Raw genomic sequence first — 20324 nt, 5'->3', positions numbered from 1 at the left:
CTGTCTCCTATCGTTTCGGGGCGGCCTTCAACGCGGCGGCAATGGCCTCACGCAGGGGCTTGGGGCGGTAGTTGGCGTCATAGGGGGTCGGGCGCTGCGGCGTCTTGTCGGCGCGCGGCGTCCAGCCCTGAAGCCAGCTATGCTTATCGCTCATGCCCCAGCACAGGAACTGATCCAGTTCTTTGTAAGAGAACATCAGGTCGAGATAGTCCTTCGCCGCTGCGGCCACCCCGGCGTCGCGCACGGCGGTGTCGGTCGGCAGGTCCTTGTCATTGACGTCGAATTCGGTGATCAGCAGCCTGTAATCCATGCCCACCGCCGCGTCGATAAAGGCGCGCCACTGTTCGTGCTGCGCCTCCTTGATGTGGCCGTCATTGCCGATATGGCTCTGGATGCCGAAGCCATCTATCGGGACGTTTTTCGCCCGCAGGGTTTCCAGCAGCTTGAGCACGCCCTTGCGGTGCGTCTCGTTGCCACGCTCCCACGACATATAGTCGTTATAGACCAGTTGCGCCTTCGGGGCGTATTCGCGCGCCGCCTCAAAGGCGATGCGGATGCAGTCGAAACCCAGCGCCTTGGTGAAGGGCGTGTCGCGGATGTCGCCGGTCTGGGGGTCGATGGTTTCGTTGACCACATCCCACGAAAACACCTGATCGCCGTAGTGGGTGCAGACGCGTTTGATGTAGTCGCGCAGATAGCGTTCGGCCTCGCGCGCCGGGTTTGCGCCAAAGTCGATATCGAGCAGCCACTTCGGCATGAACTCGACCTTATTCCACAACAGGGTGTGCCCGCGCAGTTTCATGCCGTTATCGCGCGCAAAGCCGGCTATCGTATCGCCGGGCGCAAAGTTGTAGCGGTCCGACTGGGGGGCGATGACATAGACCTTGAATTCGTTCTCCGGCACGATCACGCCGCATTCGGCCTTCAATATGTCCAGATAGGCCGGTTCCATGGTGCCCGCGCTCAGCGCCGAACCGAACAGGATGCCCTTTTCGGCGGCCAGTGCCCGCAGCGAAGGCTCGCTGGCGGCAAAAGCCGGAGGGGACGCCATCACCGGAAGGGCGGCAGCGCTCAGGCCCGCCAGCACGTGGCGGCGTGTCGGAAGAGAAGTAGACATGGTATCCCTGCACGAAGCTTGTTTTTTATGTTAACGCTAACAAATCACGGTTTCGCCGCCTCTGTCAATCGACGGCTGGGGTCGCGTTTTCGGTTTACGCCCCCGCGCGAGGGAGCAGCGACGCGCGATTGACCGGATAACCAGGACATGCTGCGTAAACAGTTCATGCTAATGTCGCTGTGCACGCACCGCTATCTGGGCCTTGACGTGCGCACCGGTGAGCCCTACGCCGCCGACTGGCCCGGTGCCGATCCTGACCGCAAGGACGGCACGGTGCTGGTGTGGGAAGAGGTAAAGTAACGCAGAGCCCTTTTGGAGATCAGGCTACATGTCCCTTGCCGGTATTGTGCTTTGTGGGGGGAAATCGCGCCGTATGGGCGTGGACAAGGCCGGCCTGATGTTCGAGGGCCGGACGTGGCTGGAGATCGCCGCCGACACCCTGACGGCGGCGGGGGCAACGCATATCCTCTATAGCGGACGGCCCGACCTGCCCGGCGGTCTGGCCGATCCTGTTGCGGACAGCGGCCCGGCGGGCGGCGTACTGGCGGCCCTAGCGCAGGTCGGCGCGGAGGTGAATCAGGTCCTGTGCGTGCCCGTCGACATGCCCGAACTGTCGCCCGACACTCTGCGCCGGCTGGCCGCGCACAAGGGTATCGGTGCCTGTTTTGAAGGGCAGCCCCTGCCCTTTGCCCTGCGCCTGAGCCCGGCGGTCCTTGCGGCTGCCCATGAGCTCGTGACCACCGCCGCGCGCCCTCCCTCCCTGCGCGCCTTGCTGCGGCAGGTGGGCTGCGTCGAACTCCCGGTCCCGGCGGGTCTGACCTTGCGCAACCTGAACACTCCGCAGGACGTCGCGGCCCTCAGATCGAAATGACTTTAGGTTGAATCGCCATTTCGCTCTAAATTTTTGTTTTGTCGCGATGTTTTTGCGGAAAACCGGTCACACTTTTCCGCACATCGCTCTAGGCCCCGCGCCTGAGCACATTCCCTATCGCCCCTTTACCGGTGTTGCGGGCAGTAGAGAGACCCTGCCTTCGACCGGACCACTGCTGAATGGACTTAAGCCCCTTTGTTTCTCCCGCCCTGATCAGTGCGCTGATCCTGGCCGGGGCCCTTGTGCTGTTTGTCACCGAACGGGTGCGCCACGACCTGATCGCCGTGCTGGCGCAGTTGGAGGTGCAGGTCGTGGCCACCACCGCCCTTGTGCTCAGTACAGGGGTCGGTTAAGCCATAAGTTCCCTCCGCACGATCGCCGCCCCGGCCCCCAGCGCCCGCAACTTACCCGTGGCGACCTCGCGCGACAGAGGGGCCATGCCGCAATTGGTGCAGGGATAGAGCTTATCGGCATCGACAAACTGCAAGGCCTTGCGCAGGGTGTCGGCCACCTCTTGAGGCGTCTCAATAACCGAGCTGGCCACGTCAATGGCTCCGACCATCACCTTCTTGCCACGGATCAGCTCGATCAGATCCATCGGCACGCGCGAATTGTGACATTCCAGCGAGATGATATCGAGGCTGGAGGTTTGCAGTTTGGGGAAGGCCTCTTCGTACTGCCGCCACTGCGACCCCAGCGTCCTTTTCCACTCGGTATTGGCTTTGATGCCGTAGCCGTAGCAGATGTGCACCGCCGTCTCGCACCGTAAGCCCTCGGCGGCCTTTTCGAGCGCCGCCACGCCCCAGTCATTGACCTCATCGAAGAAGACGTTGAAGGCGGGTTCATCGAACTGGATGATATCGACGCCGGCGGCCTCCAGCTCTCTGGCCTCCTGATTGAGTATCTCCGCGAAGGCCCAGGCCAGTTTTTCGCGGCTCTTATAGTGGGCATCGAACAGGGTATCGACCATGGTCATCGGCCCCGGCAGCGCCCACTTGATCGGTTGCGTCGTCTGCTGGCGCAGGAACCGGGCGTCTTCGACAAAGACGGAGCGCGGGCGAGAGACCGCTCCCACCACCGTCGGCACGCTGGCCTCATAGCGGTCGCGGATGCGGACCGTTTCGCGCTTTGCGAAATCGACGCCGTCGAGGTGTTCGATAAAGGTGGTGACGAAGTGCTGGCGCGTCTGTTCGCCGTCGCTGACGATCTCGATACCCGCCTGAAGCTGATCATCGAGCGCCAGACGCAGGGCGTCGCGCTGGCCCTGAGCCAGTTCCTCGCCTTGCAGTTTCCACGGCGACCACAGGGTCTCCGGCTGGGCCAGCCACGACGGTTTCGGCAGGCTGCCGGCGGTGGAGGGGGGAAGGAGTAAAGTCATCAGAATTACCTCTCAGGCGTAGTGCGCGGACCACTGCTCAAGCAGGGTGCGGTAGGGGGTGATGAAGTGGGCCTCGGCAAAGCGCCCCTGTTCGACGGCCAGACGGCTGCGTTCTTCGCGGTCATAGACCACCTGGGTCAGCGAATAGTCAGTGTGTTGCAGGCTGGGCTGATAGACCGCGCCCGCAGCCGAATTGGCGTTGTAGATTTCCGGGCGGTAGATCTTCTGAAAGCTCTCCATGGTGCTGATCGTGCTGATCAGCTCCAGCGGCGTGTAGTCGCAGAGCAGATCACCGAAGACATAGAAGGCCAGCGGCGCGACACTGCCCGGCGGCATAAAGAAGCGCACCTTTAATCCCATTTTCCGGAAATATATGTCCGTCAGGGACTCGTCGCATTGGTGGTACTCCACGCCCAGTATCGGGTGATGCGTGTCCGTCCGCCGATAGGTTTTGCTGTTGGCGACGCTCAGGCAGATGACGGGCGGCTTGTGAAACTGCGTCCTGTAGGTTGGCGACTGGACGAAGCTGAGAAACAGGTGTCCGTGCAGGTCGCCGAAATTGGGCGGCAGGCTGAAGTCAGAGCGGTCCCGGTTGTGCGCGGGCAGCACGACGCTGAAATCGTAATCGCGCACAAAGGACGACAGGTTGTTGCCGGTAATGCCTTCGATGCGTGACTCCGTGTGACGGTCAAGGATGGTGGTTTTCAGAATTTCAAGCAGCGGAAAACGGTCATCGCTTGCCCGATCCGGAAGGCCTATCTCGACCGAAATGATGTCGAGTTCGACGGCGTAACGTTCGGCGTTCGGATTGTCCCAATGGGCCAGCGCGTTGAAACGATTATCGATCATGCGCAAGGCGTTACGCAGATTTTGCTGGCGGTTGTCGCCTCTGGCCAGATTGGCGAAATTGGTGGTAAGGCGCGTGGTTTGCGACGGCGTGTAGTGCTCATCGAAGCGAAGGCGCCGCAGGGTAAAATCGAAGTCTGCGCGCGGCGCGACAGGCAAAGGGTGTGACACGGTATTCCCCGTTTCTGTGGGGGAGCGCTTTGGGCACAGGTCCGCGATCCCGCGTCAGGCCGCAGGGCGAAGGACTCATGCCCGTGGCCCTCCGCCCGGGATGACAGATGCGGTCAGTGGCAGGTCTCCTGGCTTGCGGGTCACGGTTTCGATCCCCCTTCTCAGGGCGCACCCCAATGGTCTTCCGGATCGACACTCACCGCCTACAGTTGCGGGGGCAGCGCCGGGTTTGGACCGGCTTCCCTCTTAGCCACGCTTTTTAAAAGGCGCAGACCGCTGACGACCGGACCTTAGGCGGACGAGACACGAGAGTCAATAATGATATAAACATATCTTTATATGATTATGCTATCCGCAAATGAAAAGGCGAAAGCCCTCGCCTTTTGTGAAACGTCAAAGCCGTCGTTCACCCCGCCGGGATACTGGCGCGCAGAAAGCCGGAGGTCGTGACGCTGAAGCTGGGGCGATCCTCGAACAGGTAGTTGAGCCCGCTTTCAAAATCCATCAGCACATCGGCATATTCGACCGGCTTCATCGGCTTTCCCGACTGGATGGCGCGGTTCATCCGGAAGCTCCAGAAGGCGGCGATGTGGTCCAGCGTACCTATGATCTCCCCCAGTTCCGTGAACAGGCCAGAGCCATTGAGCAGGAAGCGTTTGAACGGCCCCGGCTTATTGTGGCTGACCAGATCGGCATAGGCCGTGTCATAGATTTTCAGCACGTCATAGGCCTGATTGAGCGCACGCGCCATGCCGCGCGCCAGACGCAGGCGGGCGCTGAGGATATAGTCCTTGACGCGGTCATCGCTGACGCCAAAGGGCTGATAGGTGCCGATACCGGCGAGGACTTCGCGCAGACGATCCTGAAGCTCAAGGTAACGCCACTTGTAATAGAGGAAGCCGCGCCAGGCGAAGATACCTTCGGCGAATTCCGAGTCCGACATGCGGAACGTGTCTTTCAGCGGCCACAGTTCGCGGTCAAGCTGATCGGAGAGGATCTTGTTGCCGAGCTTCATCGAGGCCCCGGCATAGTGATCGCCCAACGCCGTATTGACCAGTCGCTCGATTTCGTCGGAGGTGAACTGCATCATGCGCGACAGATCGGCGGGCGACAGGCGCAGATAGATACCCGCCGGGCGATGGCCGTGGCGCGCCAGAGTTTCACGCACCAGAAACGGGTCGAGCGACGGCAACTGATCCAGTCGGCGCAGGATTTTTATGTCGGGATTTTTGTCGAAATCGCTGATCGACAGATAGTCCCGCGCCAGTTGCTCGAAACCGATCTGGTTGACGAAGATGCTCGACGCCCCCAGACGCAGATCGAAATGGTCATAGGGCAGGATGATCTTGGTCACGGTGCGACGAGTGCCGTGATAGAAGTGCCGCTCGTTCAGGCGCAGGGTGTGTTTGAGGATGATGCAGCGGTTGAGCAGCGAGGACTGAAAGAAGGGATTGTCCCCATAGTCCTCATCCTTGTGGTGCAGGCGGTAGACGCGCGACAGGTTGAGGACCCGCGTTGAGGCGGCTGTCTGACCCAGGTTAGCCAGGTTCCGGTATTCGCGGATGACACGGTTTGGCTGATCCGGGCCGCGGGTCATCTTGTAATGTCGGCGAGCCGTTGAAACCATCACGAACCAGACTGAAACGGACTAAAAGGTCAATTTCGGACCGTAGGGGACAGGTTCCAACAGGGCGTGAACGAAGACGGTTAATCCTCGTCGTCAGGCCCTAAAATCATCAGGCTGTCGTCAAAATCCATCAGCACGTCAGCGTATTCCAGCGCGGTCAGGCGCTGCGCGGCCACGCCTGACATCATGCGATAGGTCCAGAAGGACGAGATGTGCCCCAATATACCGATGGTTTCGCCCAGTTCGAAAAACAGCTTCGGCCCCTGAAGCAGGAACTGACGGAAGGGGCCGGGATTTTGGCCCTGAGTGAGTGCAAAATAGGCGCGATCATAGATGCTGAGGGTGCGCGCCACCTCATTGACCGCCTTGGCGATACGTCTCGCCAGACGCGGACGCACCTCGCGCAGATAATCGCGCACCTGCTCCTCAACGGCACCGGAAGGCTGATAGGCACCCAATCCCTGAATGACGCGCCGCATCTCGCTTTGCAGTTCTTCGTGACGCCATTTGAAATAGAGAAAGCCGCGCCACGAGAAGATACCTTCCGAGAACTCCTCTTCTGACATGTGCAGGGTCTGACGTAGCGGCGACAATTCCTGATCCAGCTCGTTCGACAGAATCTTACCCGCCAGCTTGATGCTGGCGCCGCCGACCATCACGTTCCCAAAGGCCGTGCGTACCAATTGCTCGATCTCGGCATTGGCGAAGCCGATCATGCGCTGAATGTCGTAGGCAGAGATGTTGAGATAACAGGCGCCGGGTTTGAAGCCATTGCGCGACAAGTGTTCGCGCACCAGAAACGGATCGAGTGACGGCAGGTCGTCCAGCAGGCGCAGAACCTGCACATCCATATGCGAATTGACATCGCCGATGCCGAACTGCGTGCGGCAAAAGGCTTCGAAGCCCACCTGATTGACCATGACCGAACGCCCGCCCAGACGCAGGTCCTCGGCGTCGAAGGGCATGACGATCTTGGTCGCCGTGCGCCGCGTGCGGCTGAACAGATCGCGTTCGTTGGTGCGCAGGGTGTGCTTGATCAGTATGGCGCGATTAAGCTGCCGGTCACGGAAGAAGGGCTTGGCGGTATAGTCTTTTTCGCCAGACATGACGAGCGCAATCGCTGCCAGATTGAGGACGCGACTGGTCGAGGCCGTGTCGCCCAGATTGGCCAGATTGCGCACATCGCGTGAGGCGGGCTTACCCTTATCCGAACGCGCCTGAAACGCGCCTTTGGTCTGCTGGTAGGTTGCCACCGCACTCATGCCGACAGTCTCTTCCTCTTGCGATTCTTCACCAGCGCGTCAAGCTGACGAATGATGGTCTGGGCTTCGGCCGTATCCTCATTGCGCAGGGCGTTCAGCCGGCGAATGGAATCCAGATGCACGTCCAGCACATCCGGTTCAGCCGCATTCCCGAAATATGACACATATTCCTTTAAAGAACGTGTAGCTTCGGCCAGCAGCCTCTGGCGATATCTTACCGCCTGAGTTTCGGCTTCGCTGGTACGCTCGATCAGGTAATCCAGCGTCTCCTTGTGCAGCCCGCCGCGCGCCGACATCAGGGCGTGCAGAGCCTCAAGCTCAACCGACAGGGTCTGCTGGAACAGGGCGCGCGAATGGCGGTCGGCGGCGGCCTCAATATCATCGACGCGGCGCATCAGGCCGCGATAGTCCTCATCCTTGCGCCGGCGTCGGCACGGGCCGACATAGCCCGCCGAGACGATAAACGGGCGCTGACGGCACAGGGCGGAGGCGACCCCACGCATCAGGCTGCGCGTCGAAAACGGCTTGATGACAAATTCATCGACCCCGGCATTGCGCGCTTCGGTCACATCGCGCGAGCGCTGACGCCCGGTCAGCATCAGCACGGGGATACGCGGATTGGGAAAGCGCGCGTCTTCATTCACCGCCGCCTGCCGCAGCAACAGCGTCAGATCAATGCCCGACAAACCCGGCAGGTTCCAGTCCAGGATCATCAGATCGGGATTATAGGCCCCCAGAAGCTCGATCGCCTCTTCGGCGTCACGGGCCTGAATCAGTTGCTGAAAACCAGAGGCGCGCAGCACCTCGACGATCATCCGCCTCAGTCCGTCATTATCTTCGACAATCAGGACCGTCGTGGCCGGCAGATTGACATGGCGCAACAGCGCAGAGGTTTCAGACATCAGAGAGGCACCGCAATTCTTCGCGGACGCACCCTAGCCTCAAATTCTTAATTCCAGCTTTAACCATTTGAAAATACATGGTTAATCGAAATTAAGCGTAAATGGAAACCGCCTGTAAACCCTGTTGTGCTAGCCTCAACCTCATGAACAGACGCGACCTTTTGAGATGGCAATTGTCCGGCCTGACCCTTATGGCGACGGGCAGCACGGCTTCACACGCCCTGGCCAGCACGCCCAAGAAAAAGGGCGGCGGAGCCGACTTTGTGCAGATACCGCTGCTGACCGTCTTTACCAAGGCGCGCGGCGGCAAGCACGGCACGCTGACGGTTGAGGTCGGGCTCGACACCAACAAGAATGAGAAGCTGGCCGAAACCCTGAGCAAGTCGGTTCCGCGCCTGCGCGACGCCTATGTGGCCCGCCTGCAAGCCTATGCCATGGGGCTGACGGCCTCGTCGCTGATTGATCTCGACTATCTGACGCGCGAGCTTCAGACGGCCACCGATGCCATCATCAAACAAAAGGGCGTCAAGGTGCTGCTGGGCAGCGTGGTTCTGGCGTAAACTCTATTACCCCCGCTCCTTGGTGCGTAGGAACTTTACGTCCGGATAGCGTTCGGCCACATAACCGATCTCCCAGGCCGACTTGCCCAGAAACACCGGAAACTCGTCAATATCGGTACCCATCGCTGAGCGGTGCTTGCCCGCAAAGTCCTCGATCTTGGCCGCGTCCCCGCCCAGCCAGCGGGCTTCGGCATAGGGCGAGGGTTCAAAGATCACATCCAGCCCGTATTCGTTGGCCAGACGGTCGGCCATGACTTCGAACTGAAGCTGACCCACGGCGCCGACGATAAAGTCTGAACCGATGGACGGGCGGAACAACTGCGTCACCCCCTCTTCGGCCAGCGATTCCAGCGCTTTTTTAAGGTGCTTGGCCTTCAGCGGGTCCTTGACGCGCACGCGCTGGAGGATTTCCGGCGCGAAGTTGGGCAGACCCTGAAAACGCACCGTGCCGCTTTCCGACAGGGAGTCACCGACGCGCAGCACGCCGTGGTTGGGAATGCCGATGACATCACCACCAAAGGCGTCTTCGGCCAGTTCACGGTCAGAGGCAAAGAACATGATCGGCGCGTTGACGCTCAGTTGCTTGCCCGTATTCTGCACCTTGAGCTTCATACCGCGCTGGAACTTGCCAGAGGTCAGCTTGAGCATGGCGATGCGGTCGCGGTGGTTGGGGTCCATATTGGCCTGCACCTTGAACACAAAGCCGGTCACTTCCTTGTCGGTCGGATCGACCGTGGTGTCGGTCCCGGCCTTCGACGCGGCCACCGTCTTGGGGGCCGGAGCGAAATCGCCAATCGCCTGAAGCAACTGATTGACGCCGTAATGGCGCAGCGCCGAGCCGAAGATGACCGGCGTCATATGGCCTTCGAGGAAGCTCTCCACCTCAAACGCCTTGAACCCGCCTTCCAGCAGTTCCGCCGTATCGCGCAGTTCGTCGAGTTCAGCTTGCTCAAGCCAGCCCTTGGCCACGGCCTGATCCAGCGGGGCCGGGTCTTCGTGGCCCTGATCGTATTCCGAACCCGACTCACGGCGGGTGAAGGGGTAAAACAGGCCGGTCTTCAGCTCCAGCATCCCACGGAAGCGGTTACCCGACCCGGCCGGCCAATAGAGGGGCGACGGATCGAGTTGCAGCTTTGACGCCACCTCATCCAGCAGGGCCAGCGAGTCCTCGGCCTCACGGTCCATCTTGTTGATGAAGGTGATAATGGGGATGTCGCGCAGGCGGCACACCTCAAACAGCTTGAGCGTCTGCGGCTCGATCCCCTTGGCGGCGTCGAGCACCATGATGGCGGCGTCGGCGGCGGTCAGGGTGCGGTAGGTGTCTTCCGAAAAGTCCTCGTGGCCCGGCGTATCGAGCAGGTTGAACACCTTGCCATCGTGCTCAAAAGTCATCACCGAGGAGGAGACCGAAATGCCGCGTTCCTTTTCGATCTTCATCCAGTCGGAACGGGTGCGGCGGTTTTCACCGCGCGCCCGCACCTGACCGGCGGCGCGGATCGACCCACCGGCCAGCAGCAGATGCTCGGTCAGAGTCGTCTTACCGGCGTCCGGGTGCGAGATGATGGCAAAGGTGCGTCGGCGGGGCGCTTCGGTGGCGGGGGTATTGGACATGCGCTGCGGATAAGGCTTTGGGGCCAAAAAGTCAAAGCGAAAGCCCTACCCGACCGCCACGTCCAACACCGATCAAAGCGCCTTGAGGCCTGCAGGGGAAGGCGCATAGAAATAATCCCCCCCCATCAGACGTACGAATCCATCAAAAGGAAAGTTTATCTGGTTACCCGCCACGCCGTAGCTTGGGTGCCAGACCTGCGAGCCTGCCGGGAACTGTCCGATAATCGGATCAATCCCAGTCCCAGCCACAGGAAAGTTCGGATTATTGGCCCAGACCGTCTGCATGAAACGAAACTGGTTCTCGATCGACGCCTGATAACTCATAAACAGCAGTCCGACGTCTTTACTGGGTTGATCCAAAAATTCTTTCGTATTCGGATCCTGCCTCCGCTCACCATAGGTAATACCCCGCCGCGCCATCTGTACACCATGGTCAAACTCCGCGCTGCCAAGCGCCGAACCACGTGGGTGTGTCTTACGAATGTGCGCTTGAAACGGACATTTCAGACCATTTGGATCGCTTGAGTAACTAAAATTATTAACGACCGGCACCCCTGTCCCATGTTGGCTCAGTACCAACGGCGTTCCGTCCTCGAAACGTCCGACCGCCATAGCGCCAGCGCGCTCTTCGTCCGGAGGTGTCAATTGTAGCGCGCCTACCAAATCAGCCTCACGGGCTTTGAAGCCTTCGACATTCTGTTCAAGTTTGCGAAAAACGAAAAAACTGCCGAAGCCTCCGTCTGCCAGAGGATCAGGCAGCAGTACCTGCGACAATGGTGCCACAGGATTGAACATATTGATACCGCCGTTTTCCTCTTCCCTGCGAATGTCTTCCCTCAAAAACAACGGCTGCGAGCGCCCATCGACATAGCCGAAATGTTCCACACCTTCATTATCGATATTACGATAGGACTTACCGTGCTGAACAAAGACCGAATTGAAGGCTTTTTCCGCTCCGCAATGCGTTTCAATGAAACTATTTACCTCCTGCAACAGTGCAGGCTCCTCATGAAACGCTATCAGCAGAAGCAGATCATAATCCGTGCTACGGAACTCATTCTGCCAAGTATCGGTTACGCCTGCGTCAAGCACCTGTTCGTCATTTCGCATACCCGCTGAGTAGGCCGAATGGTTACCGTCAAACACGTCATCATGACCAAAGAGCCTTAACCCTTTAGCGGTCAAGAAAACCAGACGTACCAAATCACCAGGCTCTTGTGTCGCCTTGAATTTCTGGGTTTCCAAAAGCTGACTAGCAGCGTCGCTTACCGGGAAGCCATGCAGCAAATTCCGCGCAGCCTCGATATTCTCAACCGTTAGAAAAAGCAAAGCCACCCGCTCGCGGCCATGTCCCTTGAGAATGTTGGCCTGAAAAGTTTTCAGAAATGCTAGTTTTTCCTCATTCAGAAACGAATCGTCAAATTGCGTATTAAGGTCAAACATAACTTCCCCCTTTGGGCGAGAACTGCCTCACCCCTCGGGGAAACAAATTACACAGTTATGCAAAATTAACAACTTTAAACTGTACAAATCTAGCTCGATCAATGCCCGACAAGCACCACACCGACCAGCACCGCGCACCAGTGCAGGACAGCCCCGGTAATCACATGGCCATGCCAGATGGCGCGACGGAATTTCAGACGCTTCATCATGTAGAAGATGGCCCCGACGCTATAGACCAGCCCGCCGATGGCCAGCAGGATCATGGCGGCGGGCGGTACATCGGCGATCATCGGTTTGAGCGCAATGACCACCAGCCAGCCGAGGATCAGATAAAGCGCCACCCACACGCCCTTACCCACGCCGGGCAGGAACAGCTTGCCCAATATGCCCAGCCCGGCCAGCGTCCATACGCCGGCCGTCATGCCCCAGGCCCACGGCCCGCTCAGGGCCTGCGTGGTGAAGGGCGTATAGCTGGCGGCGATCATCAGGAAGATGCCCGCGTGATCGAGGCGGCGCAGAAACGGCTGAAACCGCGGGTTGGCGAAATTATAGGCCGTCGAAAAGGCCAGCATGGCGATCATGCCCACCGCATAGATGATGACGGCGGCCACCATGCCCAGCAAGCCTTGCGTCACCGCCAGACCCAGCGCCACCCCGCCACCGAACAGGGCAAAGGCCAGCCCCGTCACGTGCACGATCAGATCGGCGTGGCGCGCCCAACGGGTGGGATAGTGCGGCAGGGGGGGCAGGGAAATGTTCATGGGCAAAGGATCGCGCAAAGGCTGGTCAGGGTCAATTTAAACCCTGTTGCGTCGCATTGTAACCGCCTGCCGCAACGGAAAGGCAAGCCCTTTAAATCGGCCTACTGATACCAAGGGTCATTGAAAATGACCCTTGGTATTCCATTCGAGGATTTCTCATGTCACTGACACATATGAGAAATCCTCGTTTCTTCAACGACCGGATGCGGTCAGCATCTTCGGCCGTTGGTATGAAACGCCGCAAACGCCTGACGCAGGAGATGCCCCCTGCAAGCGACGGCGACGCCGCAGATTGCCAAAAGGCAGTATTTTACGCGGCGTGGCGGTGCCAGACGGCCCCATCCACCTTCGCCGCATCCAGTTGTCCGATGACCTGCTGCTGATACATCATGCCCAGCGCCATTTCATTGAGCGCCTTGAAATCGGCCAGCACGTCGGCGGCCTGACCGCGCCCCCCGCGGTCCAGGAACTGCGCTGCGTTGACGTGCGGCATTTTGAGATGCAGCAGATAGCACAGACGGCGGGCGCGTTCCGGATTGAAGCGATGGGCCTGCGGGTTTTCGGCAAACATCTCCTTACCCAGTTGGGCGATGTAGTCGATCGACAGCGCCTCGAAGCGCTGCGCATCCAGCGGATGCATCATGCGCGAGGGGTCAAGATCGAAGACGACATCGTTGAGGAGAAAATGCAAGGCGATCACCTTTATGAACTACTTTTATTTCTGTCGCGATGTTGACGCGGAAAACCGCTGACACTTTTCCGCACATCGCTCAGGGTGATCATCCTGACACAGAGGGTTTGAAATCCCGTTTAGGAACAGGGTTTACAAAAGCTGAATTGACTCGGTGAGGAAATGCCGCCCCTCGGTATCCTCAATTTCGACGACCCACAGGTCGGAGTCGAAGCGGCGCTCGCGCTCTATGTAGGACTCAATGGCCTCAGGATCGTGTGAGGTGATGGGCTTCATCCACTTCACCTCGTCCCCGGCCGTGACCTGACGCAGGATGAAGGTTTCGCGTTCGCGCAGGTGGGTGATTTTGAGGATCACCGCACCGGCGCGCGCATCGCCTTTTTTCAGCACATAGGCAAAGGCCCCGCCCTGCTCGGCGCGCCGGATCAGGGCCGATACCCAAAGGTCGGTCGGCAGTAACATGCGGTTTACCCTGTTTGCTCACCGGGACTTAAACACGTTCGTCTATAGTCGGCCTGCGAAGGGATGTCGAACGTGAAGCGCTGCAAAATACTGGCCTCGGCCCTGGCTCTGATGATGACCGCCACCGCGGCGACCGCTGAGCCCGTGTCTCTGGAGACCCTGACCCGTCGTCAGTTCATCAGCAGCGCCAATGCGCGCTGTAACTGGTTCGACGGCCCCACCCTGCTGGCGCTGAAGGCCGGGCTGCTGCAAAACCGCAATGCCGCGCTCAATCACGGCGTCGCCCCGGCCACCGTCTATGCCACGATCGACCACGCCCGCGCCGCCGCCGCTCGCGCCGATTGCCGCAACCCGGCGCTGGTGCAGGAGGTCGAAACCCTGCGCGGCGCCTATCGCGGCTTTGTGGCGCAAAACCGCCTGACGCTGCGTGGTATGCGCAGCGAATGGCTGGCTGATCGCACCGAACAGAACCTGTCGAAATGGCGTCTGGTGCAGTATCAGCAGACCGGCGACGTCGCCATGGGCTTTGGCCTCTATGGCACGCTTAAGGGCCAGACTCTCAGTGTGATGGCCCAATTCAAAGGCGAGACGCCCTATGCGGCGCGGCTGATCGTGCGCGATCCGGCCCGCCGTTCCGGTCTGATCAACCGTGACCCTCTGGCCGTGTCAGCGCAGATGCCGAAAGGCATGAGCCCGTTTGACCTGAGCTTTAGCGCCTCCGGCCGTCGCAACACGCAGATCGCGCTGAAGAACGCGCCGCGCGTCAATCTGGCCGGGTTCACGGTCGATGGAAAATTCGCCGGTCACGCCGAAAAACGCGACACCCTGCGCTTTGATTTTCCGATGAGCGCCACGGTTGCCATCGGCAAGCTCGACCCGCGCGAAGACATTGTGGTGGCCTTCGACTTCAACAGCGGCACGCAATATGCGCGCTTCGAAGCCGGGGATTTCGTGCCGGGTCTGGTCTTCGCCACCCTGCCCTCACCGTATGGGGTGAAGTAGAGGTTACGACTTGGAGGGACGGATCACAAAGTCTCTGCCGGTCAGGTCGGGCGGCGTATAGAGCCGGTCTTCCAGCGGCTTGGGCGTTTCCGTCGAAAGGGCCACCAGCGTGTCAGTGTCCGGCGCACCGGGCGGGCTGAGCGGCAGTTCCGGCTGATCGGAATTGACCGCCACCGGCAGCAGCAGGCTGACGCTCGTCCCCACGCCCAGCTCGCTTTCGATCGTCATGCGCCCGCGGTGCAGCCCCGCCAGCGCCTGCACCAGCGACAGGCCCAGCCCCGTCCCCATAGCCCGCTGTTCCATCGGCCCGGATTGCTCATAGGGCTTGCCCAGCCGCTTGAGGTCTTCGGGCGCGATGCCGACGCCGGTGTCGGTAATCTGGATGTCGATACTGTCCTGACCGGTTTCGCTGAGCATCAGGGTAACCGTGCCGCCCTGCGGCGTGAACTTCACGGCATTGGACAACAGGTTGAGGCACATTTGCTTGATGGCGCGCTTGTCGGCCGTAACCTCCAGCGGCGTCGACGGCAGGACCGACTTCACCGTCACACCCTTTTCGTGCGCCGTGGCCAGTATCAGGCGCAGCGCCGCCGATACGGGTTCGCGCGCATCGAAGCGTTCCAGCGACAGCTCATAACGGCTGGCCTCGATCTTCGACATGTCGAGCACGTCGTTGACCAGATCGAGCACGTGCTGACCCGACTCCCAGATCAGTTGCGAATATTCGGCGTATTTGCCGGTCAGGGGGCCGAACATCTGCTGACGCATGATGTCGGAAAAGCCGATGACAGCGTTGAGCGGCGTGCGCAGTTCGTGGCTCATTCCGGCCAGAAACCGCGACTTGCCCTCATTGAGCGCCTGCGCTTCCTGACGCGCCGTTTCCAGCTCGTCCTCGCGCGCGTGTTGCAGTGAGGCGTCGGACAGGACGCCGTAGAGCTTGCCATCCGCCCCGCGCCGCAGGCTAAGGCGGATGAAGTGATCCAGCGCGGCGTGCGGCATGAAGCCCGCTTCGGCGCGGCCCGTCTCCTGCGCCGCCTCCAGCGCCTGCATCAGGCCCAGACGGTGCGGGACGTGGGCGCAGGTGATCAGGCCGTGCTTCATCAGAAGCGCCATATCGAGCCCCGGCGGCGTCTCGCCATAGGCCGACAGAAGACGCCCCTCCCCATCGACGCTGATGATCAGGTGCGGCTGTTCGCTGAGGAGCGTCAGAAAGCGCGTGCGGTCGTGTTCGACGCCGCGCACCGCCTCGGTACGCACGCGCAGCGCCGGCAAAAGCGACAGGCCGAGCCCCGTCACCAGCGTGATCACCGCCACCGAAGACAGCCAGAAACTTTCGACAATATCCGGCAGGGGGAACAGACGCATCAGTGAAAACAGGATGGCAAACAGGGTCACCGCCACCGACAGGGCGGCCCCCAGCAGGATCAGCCGCCGCTGATTGAGCGCTACAGCCGCCGCCATCGGCGCGGCCACCCACGGCGCCAGCGGCCCCAGTACCCCACCCGAAAGCCCCAGCGCCGCCAGACAGGCCAGGGCCCACACCCAGACGAGCATCTGCCGCGTACGAAAATCATCCCGGCTGAGCAGGAAGACGCTGCACACACCCGGCAAGGCCGCCGCCGCCAGCGCCGCCAATACATTGACCGAGGCCGGCAGGAAGATCAGATAGATCATCGAGGCCAGACTGACCGCCGACCAGCCGAGGTGCCACGCAATGACCCCCAGCCGCACGCGACTGCGCGGCGTGGCCATGGCCCCGGTGGGTGATCTCAGTTCCTGAAGATAGGATTTCAGCGGCACGTTTTTACTCACGGATACGTGTGCCATCCTAACCAACTGCCGCCAAAAGAGAAAGGCTATCCCCCGCCAAGCGAGAAAAGACCAAAGAAAAGTCGTCTTTCGCCCCGGAAACCTCTGCTTAAGACGTTAACTGTACGATTCAGCCCAAAGTTTCATTCCTCTCCTTCCTGTTGCGGCGCACGCTTATGGACAAACAACCGGCGGCCCTTACCCCGTCTGCCTGCCCCCCGCCGGAGAGCGACTTCGGCAAGCGTGCCTTTATGCGCATGGTCAGCCACGAACTGCGCACCCCGCTCAACTCGATCATCGGCTTTGCCGAGGTGCTGACGCACGAGCTTTACGGGCCTCTGGGCGCGCCGCAATATACGGAATATGCCGGGATTATCCGCGACAGCGGCAAGAAATTGCTCAGCCTGTTCAATGACGTGCTGGAGCTGGTGCGGCTGGAAAGCGAGCCCAACCTGCTGCGTCCGGAGATCGAAACCCTGCCGCCGCATATCCATGACGCGGCGCGCCGTCACGCGGCCTGCGCCAGGGCCCGCGGCGTCAATATCCTGCCCGGCCTGACCGATGCTGAACTGAGCGCGCGCTTTGATCCGCGTGGCCTTGGCCTGTGTCTCGATCACCTGATCGGCAATGCCATCGACTTCACGCCCGAAGGCCGCGATGTCGAAATCACCGCGCGTCCGGATGGCGAGTTTGTCGATATCGCCGTCTTCAATCCGGGCAAGGCGCCCGACCCCGCCGATATTCCGCGCCTGATGCGGCCGTTCGAACAGGGGGCCAGCGACTACAACCGCAGCCGCGAAGGGGCGGGGCTCGGCTGGTCGATCGTCAAACTGGCCTCAGAGGCGATGGGCGGCGGCTTTTCGGTGCAATCGGACCCACGCAACGGCCTGAAAGCCACGGTGCGACTGAAGCGACGCTGAGTTTTCGGTTTGAAACCCAACCGGTTAACGCGCTATAGCCACCCCATGACCGATACATTCGACGCCCGCCTGAGCGACCTGCTCGAAGAATTCGACCTCTTCGACGACTGGGAAGACCGCTATCGCTATATTATCGACCTGGGGAAGACGCTCGCTCCGCTCAGCGAGGCCGAGCGCAACGAGGTGACGCGCGTGCGCGGTTGCGCCTCACAGGTGTGGCTGATGATGGATGAGGCCGGGGACGGGATTTTGCGCTTTCGCGGCGATTCCGATGCCCATATCGTCAAGGGGCTGATCGCCATTCTGGTGCGGCTGCTAAACGGCCTGCCGCGCGCCGAGGTACGCGACTTTTCAATCCGCGACACCCTGACCCGTCTGGGGCTGGATGAGGCGCTGTCGTCACAGCGCACCAATGGCCTGATCTCGATGGTCGAACGCCTGAAACAGGCGGCGGCCTGATCCGTCTGAAAAGGGTCAGGCCCGCATACGGATATCGGCTTCGATATCGCGCAGGCGACGAGCGCGGCGCTGCGCGATCATGCCCATGCTGCCGATGACCGACAGGGCGGCGCAGAACAGGCCGAACTGAATGAGCCCTTCCGGGCGGAAGCCATAGGCAGTGCCAGAGGTCAGATAGCCGTACAACAGGGCCACCGTACCGGGCAAGGTGCCGATGGCCACACCGACCGCGCCCCACACATACTCGGTCACGTATTCGCGCCGCACTTCGCACAAGGCGTCCAGTTCTTCGTTCGACACCACATGGCGCAGCGGCTTGTCCAGCGTGTTACGCGGCGGATTTTTAAGCGGAGTCACCGTGGTGGGGGTGGCCTTGTCTTCAGACATAATGTGTCCTTTTCCCGAACTGTGGATATATCCTCTGCGCAGGACTTACGAAGGTCAACCGGGTAACCGCGGTTTTTGTTAACAGTGTATTATCCATGCTATAGTTTTCGGTATTTTCGTTTCATAGCGGGACATGACTGGGTTAACCGCCGATACGATAATAACCAGACAGGCGAGTAAAGGCCTCCGTCAAGGCTTCGGGCGCACAGGCCGCCCGCGACAAAGGCCAGTCTTCCAGCCCCACCCGACGCGCCGGCCCGGCCAGATCACCCAGCACAGCAGCCGCCTCTTCGCAGCGCCGACGCGCCTGAAGACGATAGAGCGGCAGGTCACTGGCCGCGGTAGAACGCCCTCCGCCGCCAAAGCGGCTCCAGTCCTGGGTCAGGCGATCAGCGGCATAGGCCGTGGAGTGGTCGCGTCGCCACTGATCCAGCGCCAGCAACTGAAGGCGGTTAAAATAGCCCTCGCGGATCAGGCCGCTGAGATCATCCGGCGGTGGCATCAGGCTCAGCCGCCCGTCGGCATGGCGGGTCAGCGGCCCCAGCGCCTGAACAGCGCGCAGGTCGGCGGCACTCAGCCGGTCCACGGCGCGCCTTCGCCCGTCCGCGGTCAGGCGCAGCTCGTAACCGCTCGCCACGGGTTTCAGGTGCGCCCCCGGCGCTTTCAGCCGCTCGCGCAGGGCTTCGGGCGTACCGCGCATCAGGCGGCCCTCCGACGCGGCAGGGCCAGACCGGAGGGCATGTCCAGCAGACAGGCCTCCAGCCGCTCGATCTGCTCGTCCCACAGGCGGTTGTCGCGCAAATCCTCGATGCGGCGGCAGGCGTGGCCGACCGTCGTGCGGTCACGGCCAAAAGCCGCGCCAATGCGATAGAGCGGCCATTGCCAGGCCACCGAGATCAGATACATGCACAACTGCCGGGCCCGCGATGTGCGCGCATCCTTGCGGTCCATGGCGCGGATATCACTGAGCGGCACGCCGGTCACCACCGACACTAGCCCCATCACATAGTCGGCCTGTGTCAGGTCCGCCTGCGCCTCGGCGGCGATTTCCGCCTCTGTCTGCACCCTCCGTTTCATACCGATCCCCTTTCACGAGACTCAAATGTTGCCAATTTGTTCTCATGTTAAGCGAGGTGGATATTGAGAGGATAGTTTTCCTATTTCAAGTGAAAATATGGGCAATTAAGCCTATTTTTCGCTCTTAAGTAGGGGGATAGATGGCCAAATGACGACAGCAAAACCCCCGCGCGCAGAGGCGATTCGTCCCCTGTGCCAAAACAAAAATCGCGATGACAAAAAAATCAGGCGGCGCGGATGCCGCTGGGGCCGGTCAGTTCCGGCTGTCCGATCAGGGCATCATGGCCCAGAATCATATCGACATTGACCCCGTCGGAGGCCAGCGGCAGACGCAGCCAGAACAGGCTCAACGATTTTGAACCGCGCCACGCCATCGAATGCAGACCGACACCGGGCTTGCGTGTACGCACCACGAAGGTGAGTTCTTCGGCCCAGTAGCGGGCTTCTTCGGGGCCATAGATGTCGGTGAACGACTTGCCCGTGATCTCCATACCATAGGCCGTGTAGAGGTCGGTGCCGGCCAGCCGCTGACGGAAGCGTTCGGGTTCATTGGCCGGATCGTCGGCCAGCACATCAATCAGAGAGATGGTCGGCAACAGCTTGCGCACACTGCACGGATCAATGTCGGCGCGCGACGGCAGGCGTCCGGGGCGGCGCAGGCTCTTCCAGTAACGGAAGACCTCTTCGTGCATGCGCAAAGCGCTCAGCATTTCCGCTGCCATGCCCGTCATAATCGCCTGAAACCTTGCCCCGTATACGAATCACTGATCTTCACCTTCTCTTAATCAGTGATTCCTTGGCAAGCAAAAAAGGGTTAACCAGAGATTTAAACCCGGTTAAGGCCGCCGCCTATCCACAGATGCGGGCTTAAGGATACGGCCTGCAGGATTTAGACTCCTTTTGTTCTCATCACGCTGTGCGGTTTTTGACAAAATGCCGCTCGTATCTGCTTATAGAGCCAATAAAGC

At 60.5% G+C, this 20324-nt stretch carries 23 protein-coding genes and 1 riboswitch; of the genes, 7 read left to right on the top strand and 16 right to left on the bottom strand.

All coding sequences use genetic code 11. The features are described from left to right. Positions 1-7: 7 nt before the first annotated feature. The gene (locus EM6_RS10855; protein ID WP_126422705.1) at positions 8-1117 is read right to left on the bottom strand and encodes an endo-1,4-beta-xylanase; all 1110 of its coding nucleotides are present in this window, start codon (positions 1115-1117) and stop codon (positions 8-10) included. A gap of 147 nt (positions 1118-1264) precedes the next feature. On the opposite strand from EM6_RS10855, the gene EM6_RS17360 reads away from it, so the two are divergent. The 3 genes from EM6_RS17360 (at position 1265) to EM6_RS17355 (ending at position 2341) form a co-directional block, all read left to right on the top strand. Next, positions 1265-1417: a hypothetical protein gene (locus tag EM6_RS17360; protein WP_172961201.1), complete on the top strand. Its 153-nt coding sequence runs from the start codon at positions 1265-1267 to the stop codon at positions 1415-1417. Positions 1418-1445: 28 nt separating this feature from the next. After that, entirely contained in the window at positions 1446-1988 is a 543-nt protein-coding gene (mobA, locus tag EM6_RS10850) for a molybdenum cofactor guanylyltransferase (protein ID WP_126422703.1), read from the top strand. Between the two features lie 179 nt (positions 1989-2167). Further along, positions 2168-2341: a hypothetical protein gene (locus EM6_RS17355; RefSeq protein WP_172961087.1), complete on the top strand. Its 174-nt coding sequence runs from the start codon at positions 2168-2170 to the stop codon at positions 2339-2341. Here the strand turns inward: EM6_RS17355 and EM6_RS10845 are convergent. From EM6_RS10845 to EM6_RS10825, 5 genes are all read right to left on the bottom strand, one after another. Then, positions 2338-3366 carry a methionine synthase gene (locus EM6_RS10845; RefSeq protein ID WP_126422701.1) on the bottom strand — a complete coding sequence of 343 codons (1029 nt, stop codon included), beginning with the start codon at positions 3364-3366 and terminating at the stop codon, positions 2338-2340. The genes EM6_RS17355 and EM6_RS10845 overlap by 4 nt on opposite strands. Before the next feature lie 12 nt (positions 3367-3378). Next, positions 3379-4383 (bottom strand): DUF1852 domain-containing protein, encoded by a 1005-nt coding sequence (locus EM6_RS10840; protein WP_126422699.1) that lies wholly within the window; start codon positions 4381-4383, stop codon positions 3379-3381. A 100-nt stretch (positions 4384-4483) separates the two neighbouring features. Then, positions 4484-4676: riboswitch (cobalamin riboswitch) on the bottom strand. Between the two features lie 113 nt (positions 4677-4789). Then, complete coding sequence (locus tag EM6_RS10835; protein ID WP_232037054.1) at positions 4790-5980, bottom strand: hypothetical protein; 1191 nt, start codon at positions 5978-5980, stop codon at positions 4790-4792. 110 nt (positions 5981-6090) lie between these two features. Then, complete coding sequence (locus EM6_RS10830; RefSeq protein WP_126422696.1) at positions 6091-7272, bottom strand: hypothetical protein; 1182 nt, start codon at positions 7270-7272, stop codon at positions 6091-6093. Further along, entirely contained in the window at positions 7269-8174 is a 906-nt protein-coding gene (locus tag EM6_RS10825) for a response regulator (protein ID WP_126422694.1), read from the bottom strand. Before EM6_RS10825 ends, EM6_RS10830 begins: the two co-directional genes overlap by 4 nt. 143 nt (positions 8175-8317) lie before the next feature. On the opposite strand from EM6_RS10825, the gene EM6_RS10820 reads away from it, so the two are divergent. After that, positions 8318-8734: a Tat pathway signal protein gene (locus EM6_RS10820; RefSeq protein WP_232037053.1), complete on the top strand. Its 417-nt coding sequence runs from the start codon at positions 8318-8320 to the stop codon at positions 8732-8734. A 6-nt stretch (positions 8735-8740) separates the two neighbouring features. On the opposite strand, the gene EM6_RS10815 is transcribed toward EM6_RS10820, so the two are convergent. The 5 genes from EM6_RS10815 to EM6_RS10795 all read right to left on the bottom strand — a co-directional run bounded on the left by EM6_RS10815 (position 8741) and on the right by EM6_RS10795 (position 13702). Then, positions 8741-10345, bottom strand: coding sequence for a peptide chain release factor 3 (locus EM6_RS10815; protein ID WP_126422692.1), 1605 nt, complete (start codon positions 10343-10345; stop codon positions 8741-8743). Between the two features lie 72 nt (positions 10346-10417). Then, entirely contained in the window at positions 10418-11788 is a 1371-nt protein-coding gene (locus EM6_RS10810) for a Dyp-type peroxidase (RefSeq protein WP_126422690.1), read from the bottom strand. 98 nt (positions 11789-11886) lie between these two features. Further along, complete coding sequence (gene trhA, locus EM6_RS10805; RefSeq protein ID WP_126422688.1) at positions 11887-12549, bottom strand: PAQR family membrane homeostasis protein TrhA; 663 nt, start codon at positions 12547-12549, stop codon at positions 11887-11889. Positions 12550-12859: 310 nt separating this feature from the next. Next, a complete protein-coding gene (locus tag EM6_RS10800) occupies positions 12860-13249 on the bottom strand; it encodes a hypothetical protein (protein ID WP_232037052.1) in 390 nt (129 codons plus the stop codon). 123 nt (positions 13250-13372) lie between these two features. Continuing rightward, entirely contained in the window at positions 13373-13702 is a 330-nt protein-coding gene (locus EM6_RS10795) for a DUF1491 family protein (protein ID WP_126422684.1), read from the bottom strand. Positions 13703-13774: 72 nt separating this feature from the next. On the opposite strand from EM6_RS10795, the gene EM6_RS10790 reads away from it, so the two are divergent. After that, positions 13775-14704: a hypothetical protein gene (locus tag EM6_RS10790; RefSeq protein ID WP_126422682.1), complete on the top strand. Its 930-nt coding sequence runs from the start codon at positions 13775-13777 to the stop codon at positions 14702-14704. Between the two features lie 3 nt (positions 14705-14707). Here EM6_RS10790 and EM6_RS10785 read toward each other — a convergent pair whose 3' ends face one another. After that, positions 14708-16516, bottom strand: a complete 1809-nt coding sequence (locus tag EM6_RS10785) for a sensor histidine kinase (RefSeq protein WP_232037051.1) — start codon at positions 16514-16516, stop codon at positions 14708-14710. Between the two features lie 173 nt (positions 16517-16689). Here EM6_RS10785 and EM6_RS10780 point away from each other — a divergent pair, with 173 nt between their 5' ends. Together EM6_RS10780 and EM6_RS10775 are read left to right on the top strand one after the other, a co-directional pair. Beyond that, complete coding sequence (locus EM6_RS10780; protein WP_126422680.1) at positions 16690-17433, top strand: sensor histidine kinase; 744 nt, start codon at positions 16690-16692, stop codon at positions 17431-17433. Positions 17434-17478: 45 nt separating this feature from the next. Then, positions 17479-17892, top strand: coding sequence for a SufE family protein (locus EM6_RS10775; RefSeq protein WP_172961199.1), 414 nt, complete (start codon positions 17479-17481; stop codon positions 17890-17892). A gap of 15 nt (positions 17893-17907) precedes the next feature. Here EM6_RS10775 and EM6_RS10770 read toward each other — a convergent pair whose 3' ends face one another. The 4 genes from EM6_RS10770 to EM6_RS10755 all read right to left on the bottom strand — a co-directional run bounded on the left by EM6_RS10770 (position 17908) and on the right by EM6_RS10755 (position 20087). Continuing rightward, positions 17908-18279 (bottom strand): hypothetical protein, encoded by a 372-nt coding sequence (locus EM6_RS10770; protein ID WP_126422676.1) that lies wholly within the window; start codon positions 18277-18279, stop codon positions 17908-17910. Positions 18280-18421: 142 nt separating this feature from the next. Then, positions 18422-18979, bottom strand: coding sequence for a hypothetical protein (locus EM6_RS10765; RefSeq protein WP_126422674.1), 558 nt, complete (start codon positions 18977-18979; stop codon positions 18422-18424). Next, positions 18979-19356, bottom strand: a complete 378-nt coding sequence (locus EM6_RS10760) for a helix-turn-helix domain-containing protein (RefSeq protein WP_126422672.1) — start codon at positions 19354-19356, stop codon at positions 18979-18981. Before EM6_RS10760 ends, EM6_RS10765 begins: the two co-directional genes overlap by 1 nt. A gap of 224 nt (positions 19357-19580) precedes the next feature. Then, positions 19581-20087, bottom strand: coding sequence for a PAS domain-containing protein (locus tag EM6_RS10755; protein WP_126422670.1), 507 nt, complete (start codon positions 20085-20087; stop codon positions 19581-19583). Positions 20088-20324 lie beyond the last annotated feature (237 nt).

The sequence above is a fragment of the Asticcacaulis excentricus genome (assembly GCF_003966695.1).
Classification (GTDB): Bacteria; Pseudomonadota; Alphaproteobacteria; order Caulobacterales; family Caulobacteraceae; genus Asticcacaulis; species Asticcacaulis excentricus_A.
The sequence above is the reverse complement of the archived record's forward strand: the minus strand, read 5'-3'. Positions and strand labels throughout refer to the sequence as shown.